The sequence below is a fragment of the Paenibacillus sp. VT-400 genome, from assembly GCF_001029205.1.
Lineage (GTDB): Bacteria > Bacillota > Bacilli > Paenibacillales > Paenibacillaceae > Paenibacillus > Paenibacillus amylolyticus.
The window spans coordinates 176,062-196,750 of sequence record NZ_LELF01000059.1 but is presented as its reverse complement, the minus strand read 5'-3'; the positions used below and the strand labels follow the sequence as shown (position 1 = coordinate 196,750).

Below are 20,689 nucleotides of genomic sequence, written 5' to 3'. Positions count from 1 at the left end.
TGGTTCTATATTTTTTACAGTGGTACAACCTGCATCTGTTTCTGCTTGAAGTATACCCAGTCGGTGAATCCGATCTCGTTGAGACGTGTACGAACGTCATCCAGCTCGTCTGCAACCCGCTGTGGTTTATGAGCGTCCGATCCAAATGTCACCTTCACTCCATAATGATGGGCGCGTTCCAGAATGGCATCCGAGGGATACCAGCCACCACTGATCTTGGTTTTGCCTGAAGTGTTAATTTCGATGGCTACGTTGGATTGTGCAATAACCTGCAATGTTTCATCAATGGCCTGATCAGCGATAATTTCCGAGAAGGGTGGATAGTTTCCTTTCATCGCATCAATGTGTCCAAGAATCTGGAACATACCGCTGCGAGCCGATTCCCGGATTAATGAATAATAGCTCTCTTTCACTTCAACTTTGCGAGCATCGCTCAGTCCTTTCCACCGGGTTTTGTTGAAGATACTCACATCCTCGGTATGATGAACTGAACCAATAATATAGTCAAAAGGATACTGTCCCAGTGTGGTACGGTACAATTCTGCATGAACAGGGAAGTAGTCGGATTCAATGCCGAGCAGCACATCGATTTTACCAGCGTACTCTTCTTTCAAAGCAAGGACTTCTTCCACATAATGCTGCAATTCCGACTTACCCATTGCGATCCGGGGAAATGCCTGCTCAAGCTCACTGCCAAAGTACGGCGTATGATCCGAGATACCAATGGCCTGAAGTCCTGCCTTAATACCTGCCTCTATATAATCGCGGATGTTGCCGTCTGCGTGACCACAACGAAAATGATGTGTATGAAGATCAAATTTCATATGGAATCCTTCCTTTCTCATGGCTCATTGTCATTCTGAACTGATGAATTGGGTTTCCGGCATGCCTTTGAGGTCACTTATGAATTGTTGCATCGCTGAGTTAAGGTACCGACTGGACTTATAGATGACACCAACAGGGTGACTGACCTCCAGCTCACTTAAGGGTATCATTCGCAATGTACCTTGACGCAACTCATGCGCAACCGATTGTTTGGAGATGACAGCTGCCCCGAGATCAATCTCGACCATCCGTTTCACTTCTTCGCTGCTCGACAACTCCATTACAATATTAGGTTCAATATTATGTTTCTTGAAGATCGTTTCCGTAAACCTTCGTCCTACGGTATCAGGGGACAGCAGAATCAATGGTGTACTGCGGAGCACATCCACTGCAGCATGTTTTTTCTTTGCCAGCGGATGGGAAGGAGATACCACGAGTTCAAATGTGTCATAGTACAGCACAGATGTATTCAGGTTGGGATTACGCTCCGTGAGATAACCGATACCAATATCAACCAGACCATTTTCGACCTGGGTATAGATCTGTGATGAAGGAAGGGACTGGATACTGGTTTTGATCAGCGGGAACTGATCTTGGAAATAGGATAACACCCTTGGCAAGATCTGAATAGCAATGGAAGTTGTTGTGCCTAACACGATACGTCCCTGAGGCGTTTCATCGAGATCGGACAATTTTTGTTTCAACTCATCAACGATATCGAGCATCCGTTCAGCGTGCTCCAGGAATACCTGTCCACGGTCTGTCAGGGTAACGGGTTGGTTACGATCCACAAGAACGGTGCTGAATTCGTCCTCCAGACTTTTGATCTGGGCCGAGACGGCAGGCTGGGTCAGGTTCAGAAGTTCTCCCGCTTTGCGGAAGCTCATCGTTTTGGAAATGGTAATTAGTGTCTCCAGTTGGCTTATGTTCATAGGTGACCTCCTTGCAGGCAAAATTTCTTGATTATGTAATGTTTAGTGTGATGTAATCCCGTAACTGGTTATTGTTCCGTTATCTTAAATTATAGGTGATTCAGGACAGCAGAGCAATGAAGGTAATGATCAGGATCAAAAGTAGTTCAAGAGACTGTGAAAAAAACGCGAATACAAGAATTTGATTTTTTTTACAGTTGTGAGAAAGCAGTAATAAAGTCCTAAATGCCCTTTGCCACGCACGATGATCGAAATGCTTTCTTCAAAAGAAGTGAAAAGCGCTGTTTATTCGCTAGAATCAGCTATAAACATTTGCCCCACGGATGACGATAAATTATAGTACACATGGTTTAACGAATTCTTAATGAATTCTTGTACGTGATAAAGTATAATAAATTTAATGAATATGGGACTTTTGGTGTGTGACCAATAACCCAGTGCGAGGGGGACATAGACAGTGAAAGCGGAAGTGATTAATCCTTTCCTGGAATCGGCACGGAACGTATTCGAACAGCTCATCCAGGTTTCGCCTTCCACCGGGAGTCTTGGCGTGAAAAATGTAGAGTACATTGCAGACCATGTCTGGATCGTGATCGGAATGACCGGACAACTTAGCGGAAACATTGTATTTGGAATTAATGAACAAGTTGCATTGAAAATTGTATCTGCGATGATGGGTGGTTTTGTCATTACAGAAATGGATGAAATGAGCAAAAGTGCGATTTCCGAACTGGGGAATATGATCAGTGGTAACGCCAGCACGATCCTGTCAAACCAGGGTGTTGTGGTCGATATTACACCTCCACAAGTGATGAAGTCCGAACATCTGACTACATTTAGTGCAACGAAAGCACTGAGTATTCCTTTGCTGATGGACGGCATTGGTGAGATGGATATTCAGGTCATGATCTCGTAGAATAGAACCATACGCCTCAAAAGGCAATATGTGTTCAATACGGGAGGACATCACGGATGCTGAAAGATCAGGTAGTGTTTATCACAGGTGCATCGAGTGGTATCGGTGCGCTGTGTGCGCAGATGCTGATAGAAGAAGGAGCCATCCCAATTCTGGCTGCCCGTTCACGGGACAAGCTGGAAGAGATTGGTGCCTCGCTGAAAGGGCCGCATGAATTACTCACACTTGATGTTACGGATAGTGAGCAGGTTCAGGCAGCTGTGGATGCGATATTGCATAAATACGGACGAATCGACATTTTGCTGAACAATGCAGGTTACGGGAAATTCGCAGCGATGACAGAGATGTCTGTACAGGAATTCGATGAGATGATGGACGTTAATTACATGGGCATTGTCCGCTGCACCAAAGCAGTGCTTCCACAAATGCTGGAACGTGGCAAAGGTCAGATTGTGAACGTGGCCTCCATGGCTGGCAAAATCGGTACAGCCAAATCCGCTTCCTATACAGCTACGAAACATGCTGTACTCGGATTTAGTAATGCGCTGCGTCAGGAGCTTCGCAAGACTGGAGTCATGGTGACAACGATTAATCCAGGTCCGATTGATACACCGTTTTTCCATCGGGCTGACCCTTCTGGCAATTATGTGAATAATGTACGCTGGATGATGTTGAAACCGGAAGACGTTGCGGGTCATATGATTCGGGCGATGAAAAAGCGCAAGGAAGAAGTGAATCTGCCAAGACTTGCTTCTGCTGGCATATGGTTGTACCAGCTATTTCCTCGTCTTGCAGATCGATTGTCGCACGGTGTAATGAATCAGAAGTAAATGTGATACAAGGCATCATATACGGAATGAAAGAAAGGCTCCGCCGAGGGGCTTTTCTTTTTTTTGGCGTGTATACATACAATTCTGGAATAAGATTTGGTACACAGGCTTTTTTCGCATATAATGAAAGGTAATGTGATGACAGGCTTCGGTAATATACAAGCAACTTATATGTTCAACTAAACTTTTACACAATAACGGAGAGGACAGAAATAACCTGAAGAAGCGAAGCGTGCACCTTTATCCCCGGATTTTTCCTTTTGAAAAAAAGGAATCAAAAAAATCTGGGGATAACAGTGATCGGAAGGTTGTTCTGTCCTCGTAGTGTCAGTGTAATTACTCCTTAGTTGAACTTATATAACATCAAAATGAATAAATTAAAAGGATGGACATACATGACGAATCAAACATTTGCTTCAATTGGCGTGGAACAGGATCTGGAGGCCGTTTTGGCGAAACATGGCATTAACGAACCTTCACCTGTACAGGCTCAGACGATCCCGGTTATTTTGGAAGGCCGAGATGTCGTATCCAAATCCCAGACGGGAACAGGAAAAACGCTGGCATATCTGCTGCCACTGTTACAATCCATCAAAATGGATATCAAAGGTACGCAGAAACTCATTATTGCACCTACGCAAGAGCTGGCGATGCAAATTGTACGTGAAGCGCAGCGTTATGCGGAAGAACGTAAGATTGGCGTATTGGGTCTAATTGGAGGCGCAGCGGCTAAACGTCAGATCGAGAAGTTGCGTGAGCATCCACAATTGGTTGTGGGTACACCGGGACGACTGAAGGAATTGATTACACTCAAAAAACTGAAAATGCACAACGTCTCTACGATTGTTATCGATGAAGCAGACCAAGTGTTCCAACTTGGCGGCGTAAGTGACGTGAACTTTGTACTTAAGAGCGCATTGCGGGACCGTCAGCTGATCTTCCTGTCAGCAACCATTGATGAGCATACAGCTGGACTCGCAAAGCGTGAGATGAAAGAGCCTGTGCAGATCGGAATTGAACCGGATCGAGCTACGGCTGCGGGCCTGGAGCATTATTATTTTGTAGAAGAAAACCGTAACAAAATTGACATGCTGCGTCGTCTGGTTAGACAGTACAATCCGGATCGGGCAATCGTATTTGTGAATGCAACCGAAGATATTGGTGAAGTTGAAGCAAAAATGAATCATCTGGGCTTGTCCGCTGCTGCGCTGTATGGAGATGCTGACAAAGTGACCCGCAGTAACGTATTGTCTGCCTTCCGTAATGGCAAACTTCAGTTGCTGATTGCCAGCGAAGTGGCTGCCAGAGGACTGGATATCGAAGGCTTGCCAATGGTCATTAACTATGACCCTGCCTTTGACTCGGAGCACTATGTTCACCGTGCAGGTCGTACAGGCCGGATGGGACGCTCGGGTATCGTTTTGTCCATTGTGGATGAAACACAGATCTTTATTATGCGTAAATTTGCACGCGAACTCGGAATTGAACTGTCAGAACGTGTACTCTTTGGCGGTAAAGTACTGGAGGCTGACCCGCGTCCGGACACGCGGCCTGAGGGACATTCGTTCTCCAGAAAACCAGGACAATCCAGAGATCGCAAACCAGGTCAGGGCAATCGTAATGGGGGAACCAGAGCTACAATCTCCAATTCGCGTCCAGCAGGTAGCAAACCAACGGGTAATACAGGCCGCACGGAGCGCGACCAGGATCGTAAAAACAAAGGAGCACCCAAGTGGAGTAAAGATAAAACGCCACGCTCCGAAGAATAGAATCTGACGAAAGGGGTGCAGGGATAGATGGAAAACGTTCAATCGCCTGTTCTGCAAATCAGCGGGTTAAGCGGAGGTTATAGTGCCAAACGGCCCGTCCTTCACGGCATCGATCTGGAAGTTGGACGTGGAGAGATGGTCGGACTAATCGGCTTAAACGGTGCTGGCAAAAGCACAACCATGAAACATATCCTCGGCTTGATGACCCCTCAACAGGGCGAAGTGCGAGTGATGGGCAAGAAGCGGGACGAGGATGCGCAGATCTACCAATCGGCTATGGCATTTGTACCGGAATCACCTGAACTGTATGATGAGATGACGGTGATGGAGCACCTGGAGTTTACGGCAAGAGCGTACAATGTGTCGGAGGCTGATTTCAAACAACGTACGGAGAAACTGTTGGAACTGTTCCGTATGAATGAGAAAAGTACAAGTCTGTCGACCCACCTGTCTAAGGGGATGCGGCAAAAGGTCATGATCATGTGTGCTTTTGTGGCAGGACCACCACTGTACATCATTGATGAGCCTTTCCTGGGACTGGACCCGCTGGGTATTCGCTCTTTGCTTGATTTTATGCTGGAGATGAAAGCTTCGGGATCATCCATCCTGCTCAGTTCACACATTCTGTCCACGATTGAAAATTACTGTGACCGTTTTATCGTTCTGCACCGTGGGCAGGTTATTGCTCAAGGGACGCTGAATGAACTACGCTCCCAATTCGGGGAATCGGATGCCACGCTGGAGCACATGTTCTATTCCCTCGTACAAGGCAGGGATTGAGCATGGATCTCAAGCTGCTATGGAAGCAAAGACGCACAGGATTCTGGAACGGAATTCTTCCTTATCTGGGTTATGTGATCCAGAGCGGTGTAGCTATGGTCTTTTTATTTCTCGTCATTGCTTTCTCCGCCTGGTATACATCGTTTGTCCAGAACATTCCGGCGGAATTTCCGATTCGCTGGGTTGCATTGTTGCTGCTGGCACCGTTAGTGCTGTTTAGCAGTTATCGTACATATCTGCTTCCGGCAGATATTGTGTTCCTGCGACCACAGGAATACCGGATGCAGGAGTATTTGAAGAACAGCTTTGCCCGGGGCATCATCTATAAAACTCTGGGCTTGCTGCTTGTATTTGTTACACTGTGGCCGCTCTATGTCAGAGCAGATCTGGATGCACGGCCATTTGGCTGGTTCATTGTATTCCTGTTGCTGTGGAAAGGGTTGTCCAGTTATGGAGCATGGCAAGAGCTAAGAATGGTTCAGGTCGGTGCGGCAAGAGGATATCGTCTCTTGCGATGGGCTCTGGCAGTGCTGGCGGTTGGCGCTTGGCTGTGGCAGCCACCGCAGCGCAGCGTCTGGTTCCTGCTGTTGCTGGCTGTTGTCTACATCGTCGCCTTGCGTATACCGGTGAAACATCGTGTTGCGTGGGAACGACTGATTCAGGTAGAGCAGGGTCAGGCTGGCAGGGTTATGCGTACGCTTGGCTGGTTTGTGGATGTACCTTCATCCGGACAGAAAGTAAGTTCGCGTCGCTGGCTTAGCAAATTGGGGAGTGGTCTTCCCTGGAATGCAGGGAAAGCTTACCGTTACTTGATAACCAAAACGTTTGTTCGAACCGAAGTGTTCTCAATCGTGTTACGCCTAGTTGTACTGGGCATGTTACTATCCTGGTGGACAGCAGGCAGCTACTTTGGTGTCGGGGTGTATCTGTTCTTCCTGTTGCTTGCAGGTGTTCAGTTAGGTGCGCTGCGTCGCAGTCATAGTGAATCGTTCTGGATTATGATCTATCCAATCTCGGGTGAGAGTCGTCGTTCTCAGGTGTTGGGATTCATATTCCATCTACATGCACTGGCTGCGTTACTCATGTGGTTGCCTATGCTGGCTGCCGGAGCAAGCGGACTGACTGTCACCGGAGTAGCACTTATTTTGGGTATACTGGTGATTGTGATCATGCGGCGTTCGCAAGGTAACAAGTGGTTGAAGGAAGAAGAGGACGAGTAAACGATCGGACACCTGACCAACTCGGATTATTACATTGGGTTCATCAGTGAGAGGTACAAAAGATAACAAAAGAAGGGTATGCCGGGCTGTGTCCCGGAATACCCTTCTTTGTGCTGTAATGGAATCTTGTAGTTAGATCACTTGGTTCTCGCGTAAGTGTGTATTGGTACTAACAGAGGAACGATTTAGTGATAATCACGAGCAAGATGAACAGAACGAGAATAGCACCTGTGTTTGTAAATCCTCCGCCGTAACCGCCGCATCCATAACCGCCTCTTGTATCTTCAACTCCAGACATGGTCATTCCCCTTTCAAGTGGTTGTTTGGCACGCCCTTGCGTACATCGTATATTATGTGCCGTGGGGGTAGGCTGATTGGGCCGATGCCTGGTAAAGCCAGAAATTAAAGCTTTTGGGCAGCTGTCCGGGGTGAATGGACTAGTATCAGGCAAATGTAAAACACAAAAGAACCCTTCGTATATCCAGAGACATGAAGCGTCGCCGTTATACAAAGGGTTCTTATAACATTCAGGGTACAGGTCTGTGTTAACTAAGTCGTCCGCAGATCCTGAACTCCACGATAGATGGTTTCATACAGATCTTCCAACCCGGATTCTTCAATACAGGAGAAGGCGATTCGAAGATCCGATTCACCCAGCGCGATTGTACCCACACCATATTTGTGCAGCAAATGGCTTCGAAGTTCTTCAGCGCCAACTTCTTTTAGCTTCAGGCACATGAAGTAACCGGAGTTGAACGGATAATAGTCCCATACATCTCCATACTTGCCGCTATCGAGAATGGCTTTTACCTTATTGGCGCGGCCTTTCATAATCTCGAACTTCTCCTGTTTCTGTGCTTCAAACTCCGGTGCCTTGAGCGCATCCAGTACAAAAGTCTGGGAAGGATGCGGGCCACTGGAGATCGTTGCCCGGATAATACCGAGTGTTTTTTGCTCCAATGCATGCAGAACAGCTGCATCTTCATGGGCATACGTAATGAATCCAACGCGGAAGCCCCATACGAATTCTTCCTTGGTTGCACCATCCACTTTTATGGTCAACACACGTGGATGAATGTTGGCAAGTTTGCCAAACAGGGATTCATGAATGGAATCTTCGAAGAACAGTCCGAAGTAGGCATCATCTGTTACAGCAACCACGTTAACACCGGCTTCAGCTGCCTGAAGAATCGTGTTCACAATGGCATCTGCTTCTTCGGCTCCAGGCGTATAACCTGTAGGGTTATTCGGGAAGTTGAGCAGAACGATGGCTTTACCTTTGTCCTTTTGATCAAGCAAAGCCTGAAGCAGACCATCACTGTTGAAGTTCAACTGATCATCGAACAGGGGATAATGAACCAACTGGCCATGACGACGAATTCCGAAGGTCAGCTCGTAATTTTCCCAGTTTTTATCTGGATATATGACAGCGTCCCCTTCATCGGCGAACAGGTCGGCTACGATACTAAGTCCGTGGGTTAATGCATTGGTTACAATCGGATTGCCAAACGTTTTGCCTTCCAGAGAAGGCGTTTCCTTCAGCATCTTGTCTCTCCAAACGGTCCGCAATTCAGGTTTGCCTGCAGGTGGAGCGTAAGGATACAGATCCTTTGGTTGGAATGCAGACAGCTTCTCCTGAATAACCTGAAGATGCATCGGCACACCACCCTCCAGGGCGATACCAATCGTGGCATTATGGGTCTTGGCCAAGCTTGCTGCTTCAGCAGATTGACTCAAAATCCCCTCTTTAGGAAAATAAATTTCTTTGCCAAGCTGTGACAGCATGGAGTAGACGTGACTGCTGCCTGTCTGAATACTTTCGTTCAACTGTTCAGCCAGTGGATTCATTCTTTTCATCCTTCCAAGTCTTTGTGATTCAACTGCCTAACATTATATCACCTTGACATGCCCCCGTCACGGAAATTACGCAATATGACAGTTATATCACTTTACCGCGTTGTTGCAGAGGGTTTTCGGGTGGGTTATCGTTGTATTAGACCTTGGAGTAATCCTTAAGAAATGAAACTTATTGTTGATGAAATGGACAGTATTTCCGCATCATTTCAGCAGTTTCGGCATCTCTTCCTTCATTGCGCTGTTCCAGTTCACCACGGATATGATCCAGGCGTTCAATAGACCAATTTTGTCCAAATTTAAACTTGGCGCTGATCTTTTCTGGGATAATTCGGACTACGGCTACAGCTTTGAGGTTTCCTGTGTAACGCGAGTCAGTAGCGTCAATGGGTACATATCCGCCTTGCGGCTGGAGTTTCTCCATGAATCGTTGTAGTACCTTACCTTTGATGTCCAGATCTTTAACCGGTTCAGCCTGACCAAAGGCCATAACACTTTTGAAGAAAGAAGTTGCCGGACAAGCCAGCTCAGGATCACTGAAATAGGATGGAATCAGGGAGAACTCTTCAGCTACTGTGAAACTGACCGACGAATCCTGTTTGATCTGTTTCATCTTCTCGCCAGCCAGACTGCCGTGAAAATAAAAGCAACCGTCCATATATACAAAATTCAGCGGTGTAACCCGTGGTTGTCCGTCCGGGCTGACCGTGCCCAGAAACCCGAAGGAGCACTGATCCAGAAATGCGGTGATTTCCTGTTCTTCATCTACTGTGAATTCTTTCCGTCTCATGTGTATTCCCCCATCATTGACTGTATAATAAAACGCCATATCTTATGGATAACCATAGTTCATACATTGACAATGAAATAGATCCAATTTACATTCACTTTAGTAGGCCAATTAGTCGGGGATCACAGATGAAGACAAATGAAGAGAGGTGCAAGATGGAATTGTGGCTGCCGATGGATACCTATGAACTTCAGCATCGATACAAATATGAGGCACTGTACCATGCGTTACGTGATGCCATTCATGCAGGCACATTGGTGGGAGGCACGCGGCTTCCTTCCACCCGTGAGTTGGCAAAGCAATATGAGATGTCACGTGGTTCGGTAGCTCAGGTATACGACATGCTGCTTGCGGATGGTTATGTCCATGCACATCGGGGAAGAGGTACATTTGTCACCGAAACATTATCCACTCAGGAAAATGAAAAACAGGAAGCCGTTCTCAAGCTGTCTGCCTGGGGCGAACGAGTACAGAGGTTGAATACGCAACATGAAATCCTGCGGACTCAGATGTCTTCACCGAAGGCGTCCGTCATTAATTTTCAAATGCAGCGCATGCCTGCGGAACATTTCCCGTTAGGGGAGTGGAAGAGTGCACTCGCTGCGGTTCATCGCAGTGGTTGGCGAGAATCAAGCGGTGTAGCCGGTGATCCGGAGCTGCGTGAGGCCATCGCCTCCCATCTCAGATGGACACGTGGTATTAAGGCTGAATCATCTCAGATTGTATTGTTCAGCGGTTCAATGCAAGGCATCACCCTTCTATCCCAGTTGTTGATCACAGAGGGGGCAGCAGTTGTATTAGAGAATCCGGGGTATCCGGGCATTGCCCATGCCGTCAAGTCCTGTGGTGGGCATATCATCCCGGCAGAGTTGGATGCCGCAGGCATTATTCCTCAGCCTTGGGAGGCACAGACGTTATTTGTCACCCCTACCCGGCAGTTTCCAACAGGGGCCGTGCTGGGATTGGACAGAAGACGTACCTTGCTTGCGTGGGCCTCAAAGCGGAATGCGGTCATCATTGAAGATGATTACGACAGTGAATTCCGATGGGGTGGAAGACCAATTGAACCCCTCAAAGTGCTTGATCGTGAACAGCGCGTCATCTACGTTGGTTCATTCTCACAAACGATGGTTGCTTCGTTTCGACTTGGCTACGCCGTCCTGCCACCTGGTCTGGTAGAACCTCTGCTTGCCGCCAAGGCGTTGTATGAACCGGTACCTCCGGCACTGCTGGAGCAGCGCGCACTGGCAAAATTTATGACCAGAGGAGGTTACCTGAGGCACTTACGACGGTTAACCCGGTTATATGGGGAACGGCATGATTTTTTTGTCCGAGAGATGGAACTACAGTTGCCGGAGGCATTCACGATGCAGCTTGGTGATGCAGGACTGCATATCTACGCTACCTGGAATGGCGATGTGGACAGTTATCAGCGATTTAAAAAGCTTGCTCAGGAGGATGGCATATTGTTCCGTGATGCAGAGCGATATCGGTTGACTTCAGGTCATCCGGCGGCCTGTTTTGCTTTTGCACATCTGGAGAAAGAAGAGATGACAGAGGGAATCCGGCGAATGCGGCTAGCCTGGGAGAAGTGCACATTTTCGTTTCGGTGAATTCCGCTGTATAATGGGATAAGACATTTCGCTCCTATAGGAGCAGAGATTATATATGAGCAAGTTGTATTTAATCATGCAAGATACTGAAATACATATGGCCTGGATTGAAGAAGTGAGATTCAGATCAGAATGATGCCATATGCAGAGAGATTAACTATCAAGGGGGAGTGGCGACATGCTGCAGGCATCGCCGTCATCATTTGTTATTTTGCCCGCTGTCGCCAAAATTGTCTGTGAACCGGGCTGGAAGTGGCAGAAACGGGAAAAACCGATGCAAAACTATGATTTATTTTATGTATGGAGTGGTGAAGGAACGCTTGTACTGAATGACCAGTCGTATGAAGTTGGCAAGGGTAGTTGTTTTTTGTTCAGGCCAGGAGATCATCCTACTGCAACGCATAATAAGCAAAAACCGTTGGTACTTACGTATATTCATTTTGATGTGGACGTGCCTGTTGCTGACGTTCCCCAGTCCTATCGCGAGGTACAGGAAACGGTGGAGTTTGAGCACTTGCTGGCACGGTATGTAAGACTATTCTTATCGGATGTGTACGGACGTGATGAAGAGAGTCGATTGATTCTGAAGCAATTGATGATTCATTTGCTGCGCGCCGATACGGAAGAACCTGTGGAGAAAAAGGTAAGCAACCAGTTGTCCGATGTCATCCAGGAGGTCGCCAATTATGTGCGTCAGCATCCCGGGATTACACATCGGGTGGAAGATCTGGCTGCGCGGGCTGGCTTATCGCCCCGATACTTCTCGATCAAGTTCAAGGAACTGGTGGGATCTTCGGTGCAATCTTATATTATCCGCATGCGTATTGAACGGGCGGAACATCTGCTGGTGCATACCGGCATGAATGTGACCGAAGTGGCGGATGCTCTGGGCTACCGGGATATTTTCTTCTTCAGTCGTCAGTTCAAGCAGTATACCGGCAAAAGCCCGTCCGAGATTCGTTGAGATTCTGATGAGAAAAACATGACACCGTTTCAAGTCTGGAACGCAAGGGTAATTATCTAGCATTCCAGATGACCAAAAGGGGGAACTTGTGATGAACGGAAAACGTCGGGTCCGCAACCGGGGATGCTCTACGAAGGGATGCAATATTTTCCGGAACCGTCTGCGTCGCTTCAAACCGGCAGAGGACTTGCAAGATGTGTGGTTTTGAGGAGAACTCAGCAGACCAATAACGACGGAGCGAAGCTTCGTATTGCATGTATATATGGATGAATATGAATTCATAAAGAGGATGGCGCAATACCTGGTTACAGGTGCTGCGCCATCCTCTTTATTTGCGTATGGACTCATTAGTTCTTCGGTTTCAAACGACCAAGCAATGCTCCCATTTTGACCGAATCGCCTGGCTGTAAGCCCGGGTTTGGTTCGAATGTGCCACTCTGCGTCAGCAGAACAACGGTGGAACCGAATTCAAAATAGGCCAGATCATCGCCTTGTGCCCAGGTACTTGTGTCCGTATCAGCATATTGTATGCTACTCACGTTCATCGCACCTACTTTGACAACCGCCACTTCACCGTAATCATGTGCGATATACGTAATGAGTCGTTCGTTTCGACTAAGCACGGATCTCATATGGGTCAGGCCAAAGTCATTCACGGGATAAACTTTGCCCTTGATGTGTTCGCTCTCTATTTTGCGGCCGCTGACAGGTGCATGAATGCGGTGATAATCGCGAGGGCTGAGATAGAGGACGAACCCGTACCCGTGCTTGTACTTCTCCAGATGGGGAGAATGGTTTAATAATTCAGCAAGTGTATAATTTTGTCCCTTAACATTCAGGAGTGTCCCTGCAGATATTGGACCGGCTGCCGTAATCTTGGCATCTACCGGGCTGATCAGTGCATGCTCTGAAAGTTCCAACGGGCGCATGCCCGGCTTTAATTTGCGGGTAAAGAAATCGTTCAGTGAACGGTATTCCTTCCAGTCTTTCTCGGCCTCCTGAACAGGGATGTCGTAGGTCCGGACAAAATAAGGGATAAATGCCTTACTTCCCCGGCTTTTGGAGAAGGCTCCCACGGTCCGGGAGATCCATTTGCGCGAAGAAAGCTCGGTCATTAATCGCAACAGCGTTTTTGCCATGAATATCCCCCTTAGGGTTAATGCGAACTTCAAGGCCGGCAAGACCGGCCGTTCTGCATAATATTGACACAGAATGCACACGAAATCAATATAGTCTCCTATCGTATGTCTGCGGTTGTCTCGGAATTCTTGAATTCTGTTCCAGCAGCAGACGCCCATAAGCCATCGGTTTGCTGTACGTTGCCTTCCAGTGTTCCGACATTCCCGCCTTGCGAAAACCGTAACGCTGATCCCGTCCATTGCATTCAATAAAATAGATCTGGCCGCTGCGCGTTATCCCGAGATCAAGACCCAGATCAGCCAGATGTGGAAGACTGGCCGCCAGGTTTTGGGCAATTCGAAGGGCAACGAGTCCGATTCTGTATTCCAGTCGAGCCAGGTCGAAGCCAGATTCCCCTAATCCAAGGGCCTCTGCGAGCTTCATGACTTTACCGCCCTGGGCGATATTGCTGACAAACGTATGGGCAGGAGCCGCTTTGGCAAACATGCCTGTTATTCCCCAGAGACCATCGCTGCCACGTTGTACAGATACCCGCAAATCTACCGGCCTGCCCTCATAACGTACCAGTGGGATACGCTCTTCAATGAGGTAGGCATGGCGAAAGATCCGCCTTAGGGTGGCGGAAGGAAGCTGTCCTTTGCTCAATCGGAAGGTAGCCCACCCTTTGCGTGCCGCCTTCGTCTCACAGGTTAGTTTCCACTGTCCATCTCGCTCAAAGACTCGCAGAATCCCATGACCGATGCTACCGCTGCATGGTTTGATGACGAGGTCATCATATTGTTCCATCATATAGGCCAGAGACTCTGGCGTAGCTTTGACTGCACGGGGCAGGTGTTCTCGCAAGGCGAGGTCCTGATGAAGCATGTCATGAATGTGATCTTTACGGTACCGGTTGCGAACGTTGAATACCTGGATACCCTGCAACATCAGCTTGGTGATCTGATGCTGTTCCGTCCGGCGAAGCTGGAGTGAGCGGTTATGAATGACGGAGGGCAGTGGCATGCGCTCGCGAACATATCTGCCTTCTTTTTTTACATAGGCAAGACATGTTTTTTGATCCGAATCGATATCTTCCAGCCTCAAAAAGCAGGGAGTTAATCCATAACTGGCCGCTGCCTGTTCATAATTCGCGAGTGATTCCTGACCGGTCCTTCCGGCCGGTATCCCCCGGTACATGCGTGAATCGAACATAATGCCGATCGTTTCTTGGAGCATGACCGTTCCTCCTTCGATGTTATCGCGACCATGGATCGTCCATTCATGGAATGCCGGCCTGTCACCGCATGGCTCAGACATCGCGATAACGCAGACCGGTGTGTAAGATGCATCGCCAAGCACTAGTGCTTGCTCAGGGCGTGTCTAAAACTCTGAAGGAAGCAGGTTTTGCCGAATCTTCGTTCCAAGCAAGGAAGTTTTCCGCAGGCGTGCCGGGGCACGGCTAGGGAAAGTGACACAGCAGGGGGCGAAAAGACGGTGAAAGATGCACTTCAGCGAGTTTTCAGACACGACCTAGATATAATATCCTATGACATGACTGGGACGGGGGCGTGGACAGCCGCCTTTCCTCTGCAGCCCTGACACGCCTATTTCCACGAAGATCATCGAACCTTCCTGTCTTGACGCCTGTACATCCGTACTCTGGAATCCGCAAAAGTCATAAATGAAGTGGCAGATGCCCATATGGAAGCATATGATGCCGGAGACGAACGTTAGAGGAAGGAGCAAGCTGCATGAGTAAAAATGGCAAAAAGAAGGTTCCAACGCCGAAACTGCGGCATGTGAGCCCGAAATACAAAGAATTGGAACTGACTGATCGCCGGGCAGACAAGATGAACTCAGGTTTCACTGTGAATAGGGAAGAACGTTTGAATACGAATAAAAGGGAATCAAGGGCTGTTCAGGAGTCGGAAGAATTCCTATTCGACTCAATGGAGCTACCTGCTTCAACAAACGAGCTGGAAGAGGTGGAGATCGAAGCCGAAATCAAGCCGGAACCCGTAGAGTCTGATAGCAAGGAAATCGAGACAGAAGATAGCTCGGATAAGCAAATTCAGGTTAGCAGCGTGGCTCCGCCTGTTCTGGAAGAAGAGGTGGATATCATCAAGCAAGAAACAACAAGCAAGGACCGGCTGCAGATCCTGAACCAGAACCAGATGCCGGGTCATACCGGACATTACATCTACACGGACGACTTGAGTGAATTTGCTGTTACGGAGAGCAAGTTGGCTCCTTTCTCTGTAGATGCCTCCAAGCTGAAACCGGATGCGGTCGGCAGTGAAGCATTGCAGGATTATGCGGTGACCAGCATACACATTGCAGACGGGGCCATTGTTTCAGCGAAACTTGCGGAAGCGTCTGTATCTGAGGAGCACCTGATTGACGGTTCTGTGTCTGGTCACAAAATACGAAATGCTTCTATTGCCGGTGAGAAAATCAGAGATGGCAGTATTACTTCTCAGAAGCTTGGCAACCAGGCCATCGATTCGGCCAAAATTGCCGACGGCTCCATCAGCACAAGACATCTCAGCCGCATGCTGGTAACGGAAGAATTAATCAAGAATCATGCCGTAACTGGAGACAAGATCGCGATTAGCGGGGTGGATACAAGACATCTCACGGGGGGAGCTGTGAATACCTCCAAACTGGCTGACGATGCAGTGACTACATCCAAAATTCGGGAAGCTGCTGTCACAGGCAGCAAAATCGAAGAACACTCCATCGAGTCTCACCATATTCAGGCAAGTGCTGTTAAACAGACACATCTGGCAGAAGGGTCTGTCGGTCGTTCACAACTATTAAATGGCAGTATTGGAAGTGACCAGATAGAGGATGGATCCATACAAACAAGACATTTAGCTGAGGGTTCACTAACTGGAAGACATCTACTGGACGGTTCAATCGGTTCAAGCCAGATTCGAGCTCATTCCGTTGGCAAGGAGCAGATTGGCAATGGAGAAGTGGGCAGTGAGCATTTGACAGAAGGTGCAGTAACCAGTAGCAAACTGGCAGACCAGTCTGTTGGAACAGCAAAATTGCTGGAGCAGTCCATTACGGCATCCAAGATCTCTGATCAGAGCGTCATATCTTCCAAAATTGCGGATGAAGCCGTACAGGGTAAACATCTTGCCAAAGGGTCCATTCGTGCGGAACACATTGCGAATCGGGGAATTACGCCAGTACATGTGGACAATTCAGCAATTCACTCTATTCACATTGCAAGTGGAAGCATCGAGGCAGCTCATCTATCTGCCGGAAGTGTGTCCGGAGACGCTCTTGCAGACGACGTGGTGTGTGAGCGGCATCTTGCAGAGTCGGCCGTGGGTACGTATGAATTGCAGGATGCTGCCGTTACAGACGTTAAACTCGCGGATGGAAGTGTGACAACAGAAAAGCTTGGAACGGCATCGGTGAGTAGCAGAGCGCTTGCCCCGGGAAGTGTTATATCCTCGCATCTTGCGAGTGGTGGAGTCACAGGGACACATCTGGCTCCAGGCAGCGTGGGTTCCGAGGCCCTGAGACCTTATGCAGTGAAATCGGAACACTTGACAGAACATGCCGTAGGTGTACCTCATCTTCAGCCGGGCAGTGTTGAAACGGATGCGATTGCACGGGCCGCGGTCACCACAGACAAATTGGCTATTGATAGTGTAACTTCAGCCCAGCTGGCTGGCGGGTCCATTTTTCCGCCTCATCTAACAGATCATGCGGTTACCTCCCCCAAGCTCTCACCAGAAAGTGTTGCCACAGATAAACTGGCGGATTTTGCTGTCACGTCAGCTAAACTGGCAGACGGCAGCGTGACTTCTTCCAAGATTATGGCAGAGAGTATTAACGCCAAACATATTCCAGCAGGAACCATTCGCGGATATCACCTGAAGCAGCATGCCGTTTCACTGGAACATTTGTCGGAAGAAATACGCTCGCCGGAATTATTTGCTGATGGCAGTATTACCGGCAACAAACTTCAACATGGCTCCATAAGTGCGGACCATTTGACAGCAGACTCGGTATCCGGGACAGAACTGCAACAGGCTGCTGTAGGTAGCGAGCACTTGCAGCCATCCGTTGTACAATCCGTCCATCTGGCTGAAGGCAGCGTGAAATCTGACCATTTGGGGACTCAAGTAGTGAGCTCACAGCATCTGAAGCCAGACATCATTCATGAGGAGCATATTGCTGAACAGGTGGTCACATCGCATCACTTGGCACCTGGATCTGTCGAGACAGACCATCTGGCACCTTTATCCATTACAGCGGCTCACCTTCAGCCAGGTTTGATCAGTGGTTTGCATCTTCAGGCAGAGTCGACAAGTGCTGTTCATCTGCAGCAAGGAGCTGTGCATTCCCGTCATATTCAAGATGGTGAAATTCTTCCTCATCATATTCATGAACGCAGCATCGGAACGTCTCATCTGGAAGAAGAAGCGGTAAGTACGATTATTTTGCAGGATGAATCTGTGACACGCTCCAAACTAGCGACTGGTAGTGTGGATGGCAGCAAATTAGCTGCAGGAAGCGTATCGGATACTCACCTTGCCAATGAAAGTGTGCAAACCCGTCATATCCAAGAAGGCGCAATCCTTGCTGATCATATTCAAGAGTGCAGTATTGGCTCAGTTCATCTGGATGAGGAGTCTGTAAGTGCGGTTCATTTGCAAAATGGATCTGTAACAAGTGCCAAACTGGCGGATGGCAGTATCAACGGCAGCAAATTGCTTGAAGGAACCGTATCGGGGGTTCATATTGCGTCCGAAAGTGTGCAAACCGGGCATATTCAGGCTGGGGCCATTCATGCTGACCATATTCAGGAGCGGAGCATCGGCACAACCCATCTGGAGGAGGAAGCCGTAAGTGCGATTCACCTGCAAAATGGGTCTGTCATCAGTGCCAAACTGGCCGACGGCAGTGTAACCGGCAGCAAGTTGATCGAAGATGCGGTGTCGGGAATCCATATCGCATCGGAAAGTGTGCAATCCCGCCATATTCAGGAAGGAGCAATCTTTGCTGACCATATTCAGGAGCACAGCATTGGCATGCTTCACTTGGAACAGGAAGCAGTAAGTGCCATTCATCTGCAAAATGGATCTGTAACAAGTACCAAGTTGGCCGACGGCAGTGTAACCGGCAGCAAGTTGCTTGAAGGAGCAGTATCGGATATCCACATTGCAGACGATAGTGTGCAATCCAGTAAGATTCAGGCAGGAGCCATTCATGCTGATCATATTCAAGAGCGGAGCATCGGCACAGCACATTTGGAAGAGGAGTCTGTAAGTGCCATTCATTTGCAAAATGGATCTGTAACGAGTGCCAAACTGGCGGATGGCAGTATAACTGGCAGCAAGTTACTCGAAGGTACGGTATCCGGGATTCATATCGCATCGGAAAGTGTGCAATCCGGGCATATTCAGGCAGGAGCTATTCATGCTGGTCATATTCAGGAGCGAAGCATAGGCACAGCCCATCTGGAAGAGGAAGCCGTAAGTGCGGTTCATCTGCAAAATGGGTCCGTCACAAGTGCCAAATTGGCTGACAGTAGCATTAGCGGCAGCAAATTGCTCGAAGATACTGTATTGGGGAGCCATATCGCGTCGGAAAGTGTGCAAACTCGCCATATCCAGGCAGGAGCGATCCTTGCTGATCATATTCAGGAGCATAGCATTGGTACGTCCCATCTGGAAGAGGAAGTCATAAGTGCGGTTCATCTGCAAAATGGGTCTGTAACGAGTGCCAAACTGGCGGATGGCAGTGTGAGCAGTGACAAACTGCTAGAAGATGCGGTGTCGGATGTCCATATTGCCAATGGAAGTGTGCAATCCCGTCATATCCAAGAGAAAGCCATACATGCTGACCATATTCAAGAGCGAAGCATTGGAATCTCCCACCTCAAAGCCGAATCGGTAAGTTCGATTCATCTGCACAATGGTTCCATAACAAGTGCCAAAATGGCTGACGGCAGTGTAAACGGTAATAAATTGCTTGAAGGTGCGGTATCGGCTATCCACATAGCAGACAAAAGTGTGCAAACTCGTCATATCCAGGATGGAACCATTCTTGCTGATCATATTCAAGAACGCAGTATTCGCACAACTCATCTGGAAGAGGAAGCAGTAAGCGGGGTTCATCTGCAAAATGGGTCCGTCACAAGTGCCAAATTGGCCGATGGCAGCGTGAACGGCAGCAAACTGAGTGAGCAGAGTATTACCTCTAATCATTTGAATGCGGGGATTGTAGGTCCAGCGCATCTGAGCGAAGAGATATGGAATGCGATTCGTCAGTTCAGTGGAGAAACGCTGGAGCAGCTGGCAGCTATCAAAAGACAAGAGGGATTGCTTCAACCAGAAAATGAGGTTGTACAGCAATCACAGCAGGTAATCGTCGAGGCATTACCGAGTGCTGGTCTGGAGCAACAACAAGAGCTGGTATCCCAAACAGATCAGCTTGGCGAACTACCGGCAGCTTTGTTCACAACAGAGCCGGCAGATCAGGCTCAGCAACCACAGCTTGAACAGTCACAGGAGATCGCTGGAACTACGGAGTTTATGTTAAGTGAACAATCAATTACACAAGAGCATCTGTGTGATGATGCCGTGGGCAGCAGCCAGTTGCAATCGGGGGCAGTTCAAGCCAAACATCTGGCCTTCCAGCCCGTTCGCAGCGTAAGCAAACAACCGGTTGTACAACAATTCGGGATGGAAGCTTTTGTATTGCCAGAGAGTGAAGTATGCACAGAGGTAACTGTTGTTTTTGAAGAATCATTTGCTTCAGAACATTATGTGATTGTGGGCATGAGTAATGATCGGGGATTCCAGATTTCCCTGCTCTCGCAGAGTGAGGATGAAGCGGTTCTTGAAGTGTCACGTACGGCAGATTGCAAGCATACGTACGGATTGTTGTCATGGATTGCTGCGGGACCTTCGCAAGGATAGTGCAGGATTGTATCCGTAATAAACAAATGACAAAAGCGGTGTCCAGAGTTGTCCGGGACACCGCTTTTGATTGATATCAGCTTAATCCGTTCGGACGGTGAGGGGTGTCTGAACGTTTTGTTACCATTAT

Annotated in this window: 15 protein-coding genes; 8 read left to right on the top strand and 7 right to left on the bottom strand. The window is 48.4% G+C overall.

Annotated elements, in window-relative coordinates:
• Nucleotides 1–14: 14 nt before the first annotated feature.
• Together EL84_RS07745 and EL84_RS07740 are read right to left on the bottom strand one after the other, a co-directional pair.
• Nucleotides 15–824, bottom strand: coding sequence for a histidinol-phosphatase (locus EL84_RS07745; RefSeq protein WP_047841270.1), 810 nt, complete (start codon nucleotides 822–824; stop codon nucleotides 15–17).
• A gap of 30 nt (nucleotides 825–854) precedes the next feature.
• Nucleotides 855–1,757 carry a LysR family transcriptional regulator gene (locus EL84_RS07740; RefSeq protein ID WP_036605798.1) on the bottom strand — a complete coding sequence of 301 codons (903 nt, stop codon included), beginning with the start codon at nucleotides 1,755–1,757 and terminating at the stop codon, nucleotides 855–857.
• A gap of 457 nt (nucleotides 1,758–2,214) precedes the next feature.
• On the opposite strand from EL84_RS07740, the gene EL84_RS07735 reads away from it, so the two are divergent.
• The 5 genes from EL84_RS07735 to EL84_RS07715 all read left to right on the top strand — a co-directional run bounded on the left by EL84_RS07735 (nucleotide 2,215) and on the right by EL84_RS07715 (nucleotide 7,272).
• Nucleotides 2,215–2,673: a chemotaxis protein CheX gene (locus tag EL84_RS07735; RefSeq protein ID WP_036605799.1), complete on the top strand. Its 459-nt coding sequence runs from the start codon at nucleotides 2,215–2,217 to the stop codon at nucleotides 2,671–2,673.
• A 56-nt stretch (nucleotides 2,674–2,729) separates the two neighbouring features.
• Nucleotides 2,730–3,503 (top strand): SDR family NAD(P)-dependent oxidoreductase, encoded by a 774-nt coding sequence (locus EL84_RS07730; protein ID WP_047841269.1) that lies wholly within the window; start codon nucleotides 2,730–2,732, stop codon nucleotides 3,501–3,503.
• Between the two features lie 395 nt (nucleotides 3,504–3,898).
• The gene (locus EL84_RS07725; RefSeq protein WP_047841268.1) at nucleotides 3,899–5,272 is read left to right on the top strand and encodes a DEAD/DEAH box helicase; all 1,374 of its coding nucleotides are present in this window, start codon (nucleotides 3,899–3,901) and stop codon (nucleotides 5,270–5,272) included.
• A gap of 27 nt (nucleotides 5,273–5,299) precedes the next feature.
• Nucleotides 5,300–6,052, top strand: coding sequence for an ABC transporter ATP-binding protein (locus tag EL84_RS07720; protein WP_036605802.1), 753 nt, complete (start codon nucleotides 5,300–5,302; stop codon nucleotides 6,050–6,052).
• A 2-nt stretch (nucleotides 6,053–6,054) separates the two neighbouring features.
• Complete coding sequence (locus EL84_RS07715; protein ID WP_047841267.1) at nucleotides 6,055–7,272, top strand: ABC transporter permease; 1,218 nt, start codon at nucleotides 6,055–6,057, stop codon at nucleotides 7,270–7,272.
• Between the two features lie 169 nt (nucleotides 7,273–7,441).
• Here the strand turns inward: EL84_RS07715 and EL84_RS32490 are convergent, their stop codons facing one another.
• From EL84_RS32490 to EL84_RS07705, 3 genes are all read right to left on the bottom strand, one after another.
• Nucleotides 7,442–7,570 carry a hypothetical protein gene (locus EL84_RS32490; protein WP_017692471.1) on the bottom strand — a complete coding sequence of 43 codons (129 nt, stop codon included), beginning with the start codon at nucleotides 7,568–7,570 and terminating at the stop codon, nucleotides 7,442–7,444.
• A 251-nt stretch (nucleotides 7,571–7,821) separates the two neighbouring features.
• Nucleotides 7,822–9,120 carry an aminotransferase class I/II-fold pyridoxal phosphate-dependent enzyme gene (locus EL84_RS07710; RefSeq protein WP_047841266.1) on the bottom strand — a complete coding sequence of 433 codons (1,299 nt, stop codon included), beginning with the start codon at nucleotides 9,118–9,120 and terminating at the stop codon, nucleotides 7,822–7,824.
• Between the two features lie 178 nt (nucleotides 9,121–9,298).
• Nucleotides 9,299–9,916, bottom strand: a complete 618-nt coding sequence (locus EL84_RS07705; RefSeq protein ID WP_047841265.1) for a pyridoxamine 5'-phosphate oxidase family protein — start codon at nucleotides 9,914–9,916, stop codon at nucleotides 9,299–9,301.
• Nucleotides 9,917–10,071: 155 nt separating this feature from the next.
• Between EL84_RS07705 and EL84_RS07700 the strand changes: the two genes are divergently transcribed.
• Both EL84_RS07700 and EL84_RS07695 read left to right on the top strand, forming a co-directional pair.
• Nucleotides 10,072–11,529, top strand: a complete 1,458-nt coding sequence (locus tag EL84_RS07700; RefSeq protein ID WP_047841264.1) for a PLP-dependent aminotransferase family protein — start codon at nucleotides 10,072–10,074, stop codon at nucleotides 11,527–11,529.
• 178 nt (nucleotides 11,530–11,707) lie between these two features.
• Complete coding sequence (locus EL84_RS07695; RefSeq protein ID WP_036605807.1) at nucleotides 11,708–12,493, top strand: AraC family transcriptional regulator; 786 nt, start codon at nucleotides 11,708–11,710, stop codon at nucleotides 12,491–12,493.
• Nucleotides 12,494–12,840: 347 nt separating this feature from the next.
• Here the strand turns inward: EL84_RS07695 and asd are convergent, their stop codons facing one another.
• Both asd and EL84_RS07685 read right to left on the bottom strand, forming a co-directional pair.
• Nucleotides 12,841–13,632 (bottom strand): archaetidylserine decarboxylase, encoded by a 792-nt coding sequence (asd, locus tag EL84_RS07690; RefSeq protein WP_047841263.1) that lies wholly within the window; start codon nucleotides 13,630–13,632, stop codon nucleotides 12,841–12,843.
• An 85-nt stretch (nucleotides 13,633–13,717) separates the two neighbouring features.
• Nucleotides 13,718–14,848: a YheC/YheD family protein gene (locus EL84_RS07685; RefSeq protein ID WP_047841262.1), complete on the bottom strand. Its 1,131-nt coding sequence runs from the start codon at nucleotides 14,846–14,848 to the stop codon at nucleotides 13,718–13,720.
• Nucleotides 14,849–15,363: 515 nt separating this feature from the next.
• On the opposite strand from EL84_RS07685, the gene EL84_RS07675 reads away from it, so the two are divergent.
• Nucleotides 15,364–20,559 carry a WIAG-tail domain gene (locus EL84_RS07675; protein WP_047841260.1) on the top strand — a complete coding sequence of 1,732 codons (5,196 nt, stop codon included), beginning with the start codon at nucleotides 15,364–15,366 and terminating at the stop codon, nucleotides 20,557–20,559.
• Nucleotides 20,560–20,689: the final 130 nt, after the last annotated feature.

Bases quoted from the DNA above. Each gene is read 5' to 3' on its own strand.
- EL84_RS07745 (WP_047841270.1), bottom strand. From the start codon at position 824: ATGAAATTTGATCTTCATACACATCATTTTCGTTGTGGTCACGCAGAC.
- EL84_RS07740 (WP_036605798.1), bottom strand. From the start codon at position 1,757: ATGAACATAAGCCAACTGGAGACACTAATTACCATTTCCAAAACGATG.
- EL84_RS07730 (WP_047841269.1), top strand. From the start codon at position 2,730: ATGCTGAAAGATCAGGTAGTGTTTATCACAGGTGCATCGAGTGGTATC.
- EL84_RS07725 (WP_047841268.1), top strand. From the start codon at position 3,899: ATGACGAATCAAACATTTGCTTCAATTGGCGTGGAACAGGATCTGGAG.
- EL84_RS07720 (WP_036605802.1), top strand. From the start codon at position 5,300: ATGGAAAACGTTCAATCGCCTGTTCTGCAAATCAGCGGGTTAAGCGGA.
- EL84_RS07715 (WP_047841267.1), top strand. From the start codon at position 6,055: ATGGATCTCAAGCTGCTATGGAAGCAAAGACGCACAGGATTCTGGAAC.
- EL84_RS32490 (WP_017692471.1), bottom strand. From the start codon at position 7,570: ATGTCTGGAGTTGAAGATACAAGAGGCGGTTATGGATGCGGCGGTTAC.
- EL84_RS07710 (WP_047841266.1), bottom strand. From the start codon at position 9,120: ATGAATCCACTGGCTGAACAGTTGAACGAAAGTATTCAGACAGGCAGC.
- EL84_RS07705 (WP_047841265.1), bottom strand. From the start codon at position 9,916: ATGAGACGGAAAGAATTCACAGTAGATGAAGAACAGGAAATCACCGCA.
- EL84_RS07700 (WP_047841264.1), top strand. From the start codon at position 10,072: ATGGAATTGTGGCTGCCGATGGATACCTATGAACTTCAGCATCGATAC.
- EL84_RS07695 (WP_036605807.1), top strand. From the start codon at position 11,708: ATGCTGCAGGCATCGCCGTCATCATTTGTTATTTTGCCCGCTGTCGCC.
- asd (WP_047841263.1), bottom strand. From the start codon at position 13,632: ATGGCAAAAACGCTGTTGCGATTAATGACCGAGCTTTCTTCGCGCAAA.
- EL84_RS07685 (WP_047841262.1), bottom strand. From the start codon at position 14,848: ATGCTCCAAGAAACGATCGGCATTATGTTCGATTCACGCATGTACCGG.
- EL84_RS07675 (WP_047841260.1), top strand. From the start codon at position 15,364: ATGAGTAAAAATGGCAAAAAGAAGGTTCCAACGCCGAAACTGCGGCAT.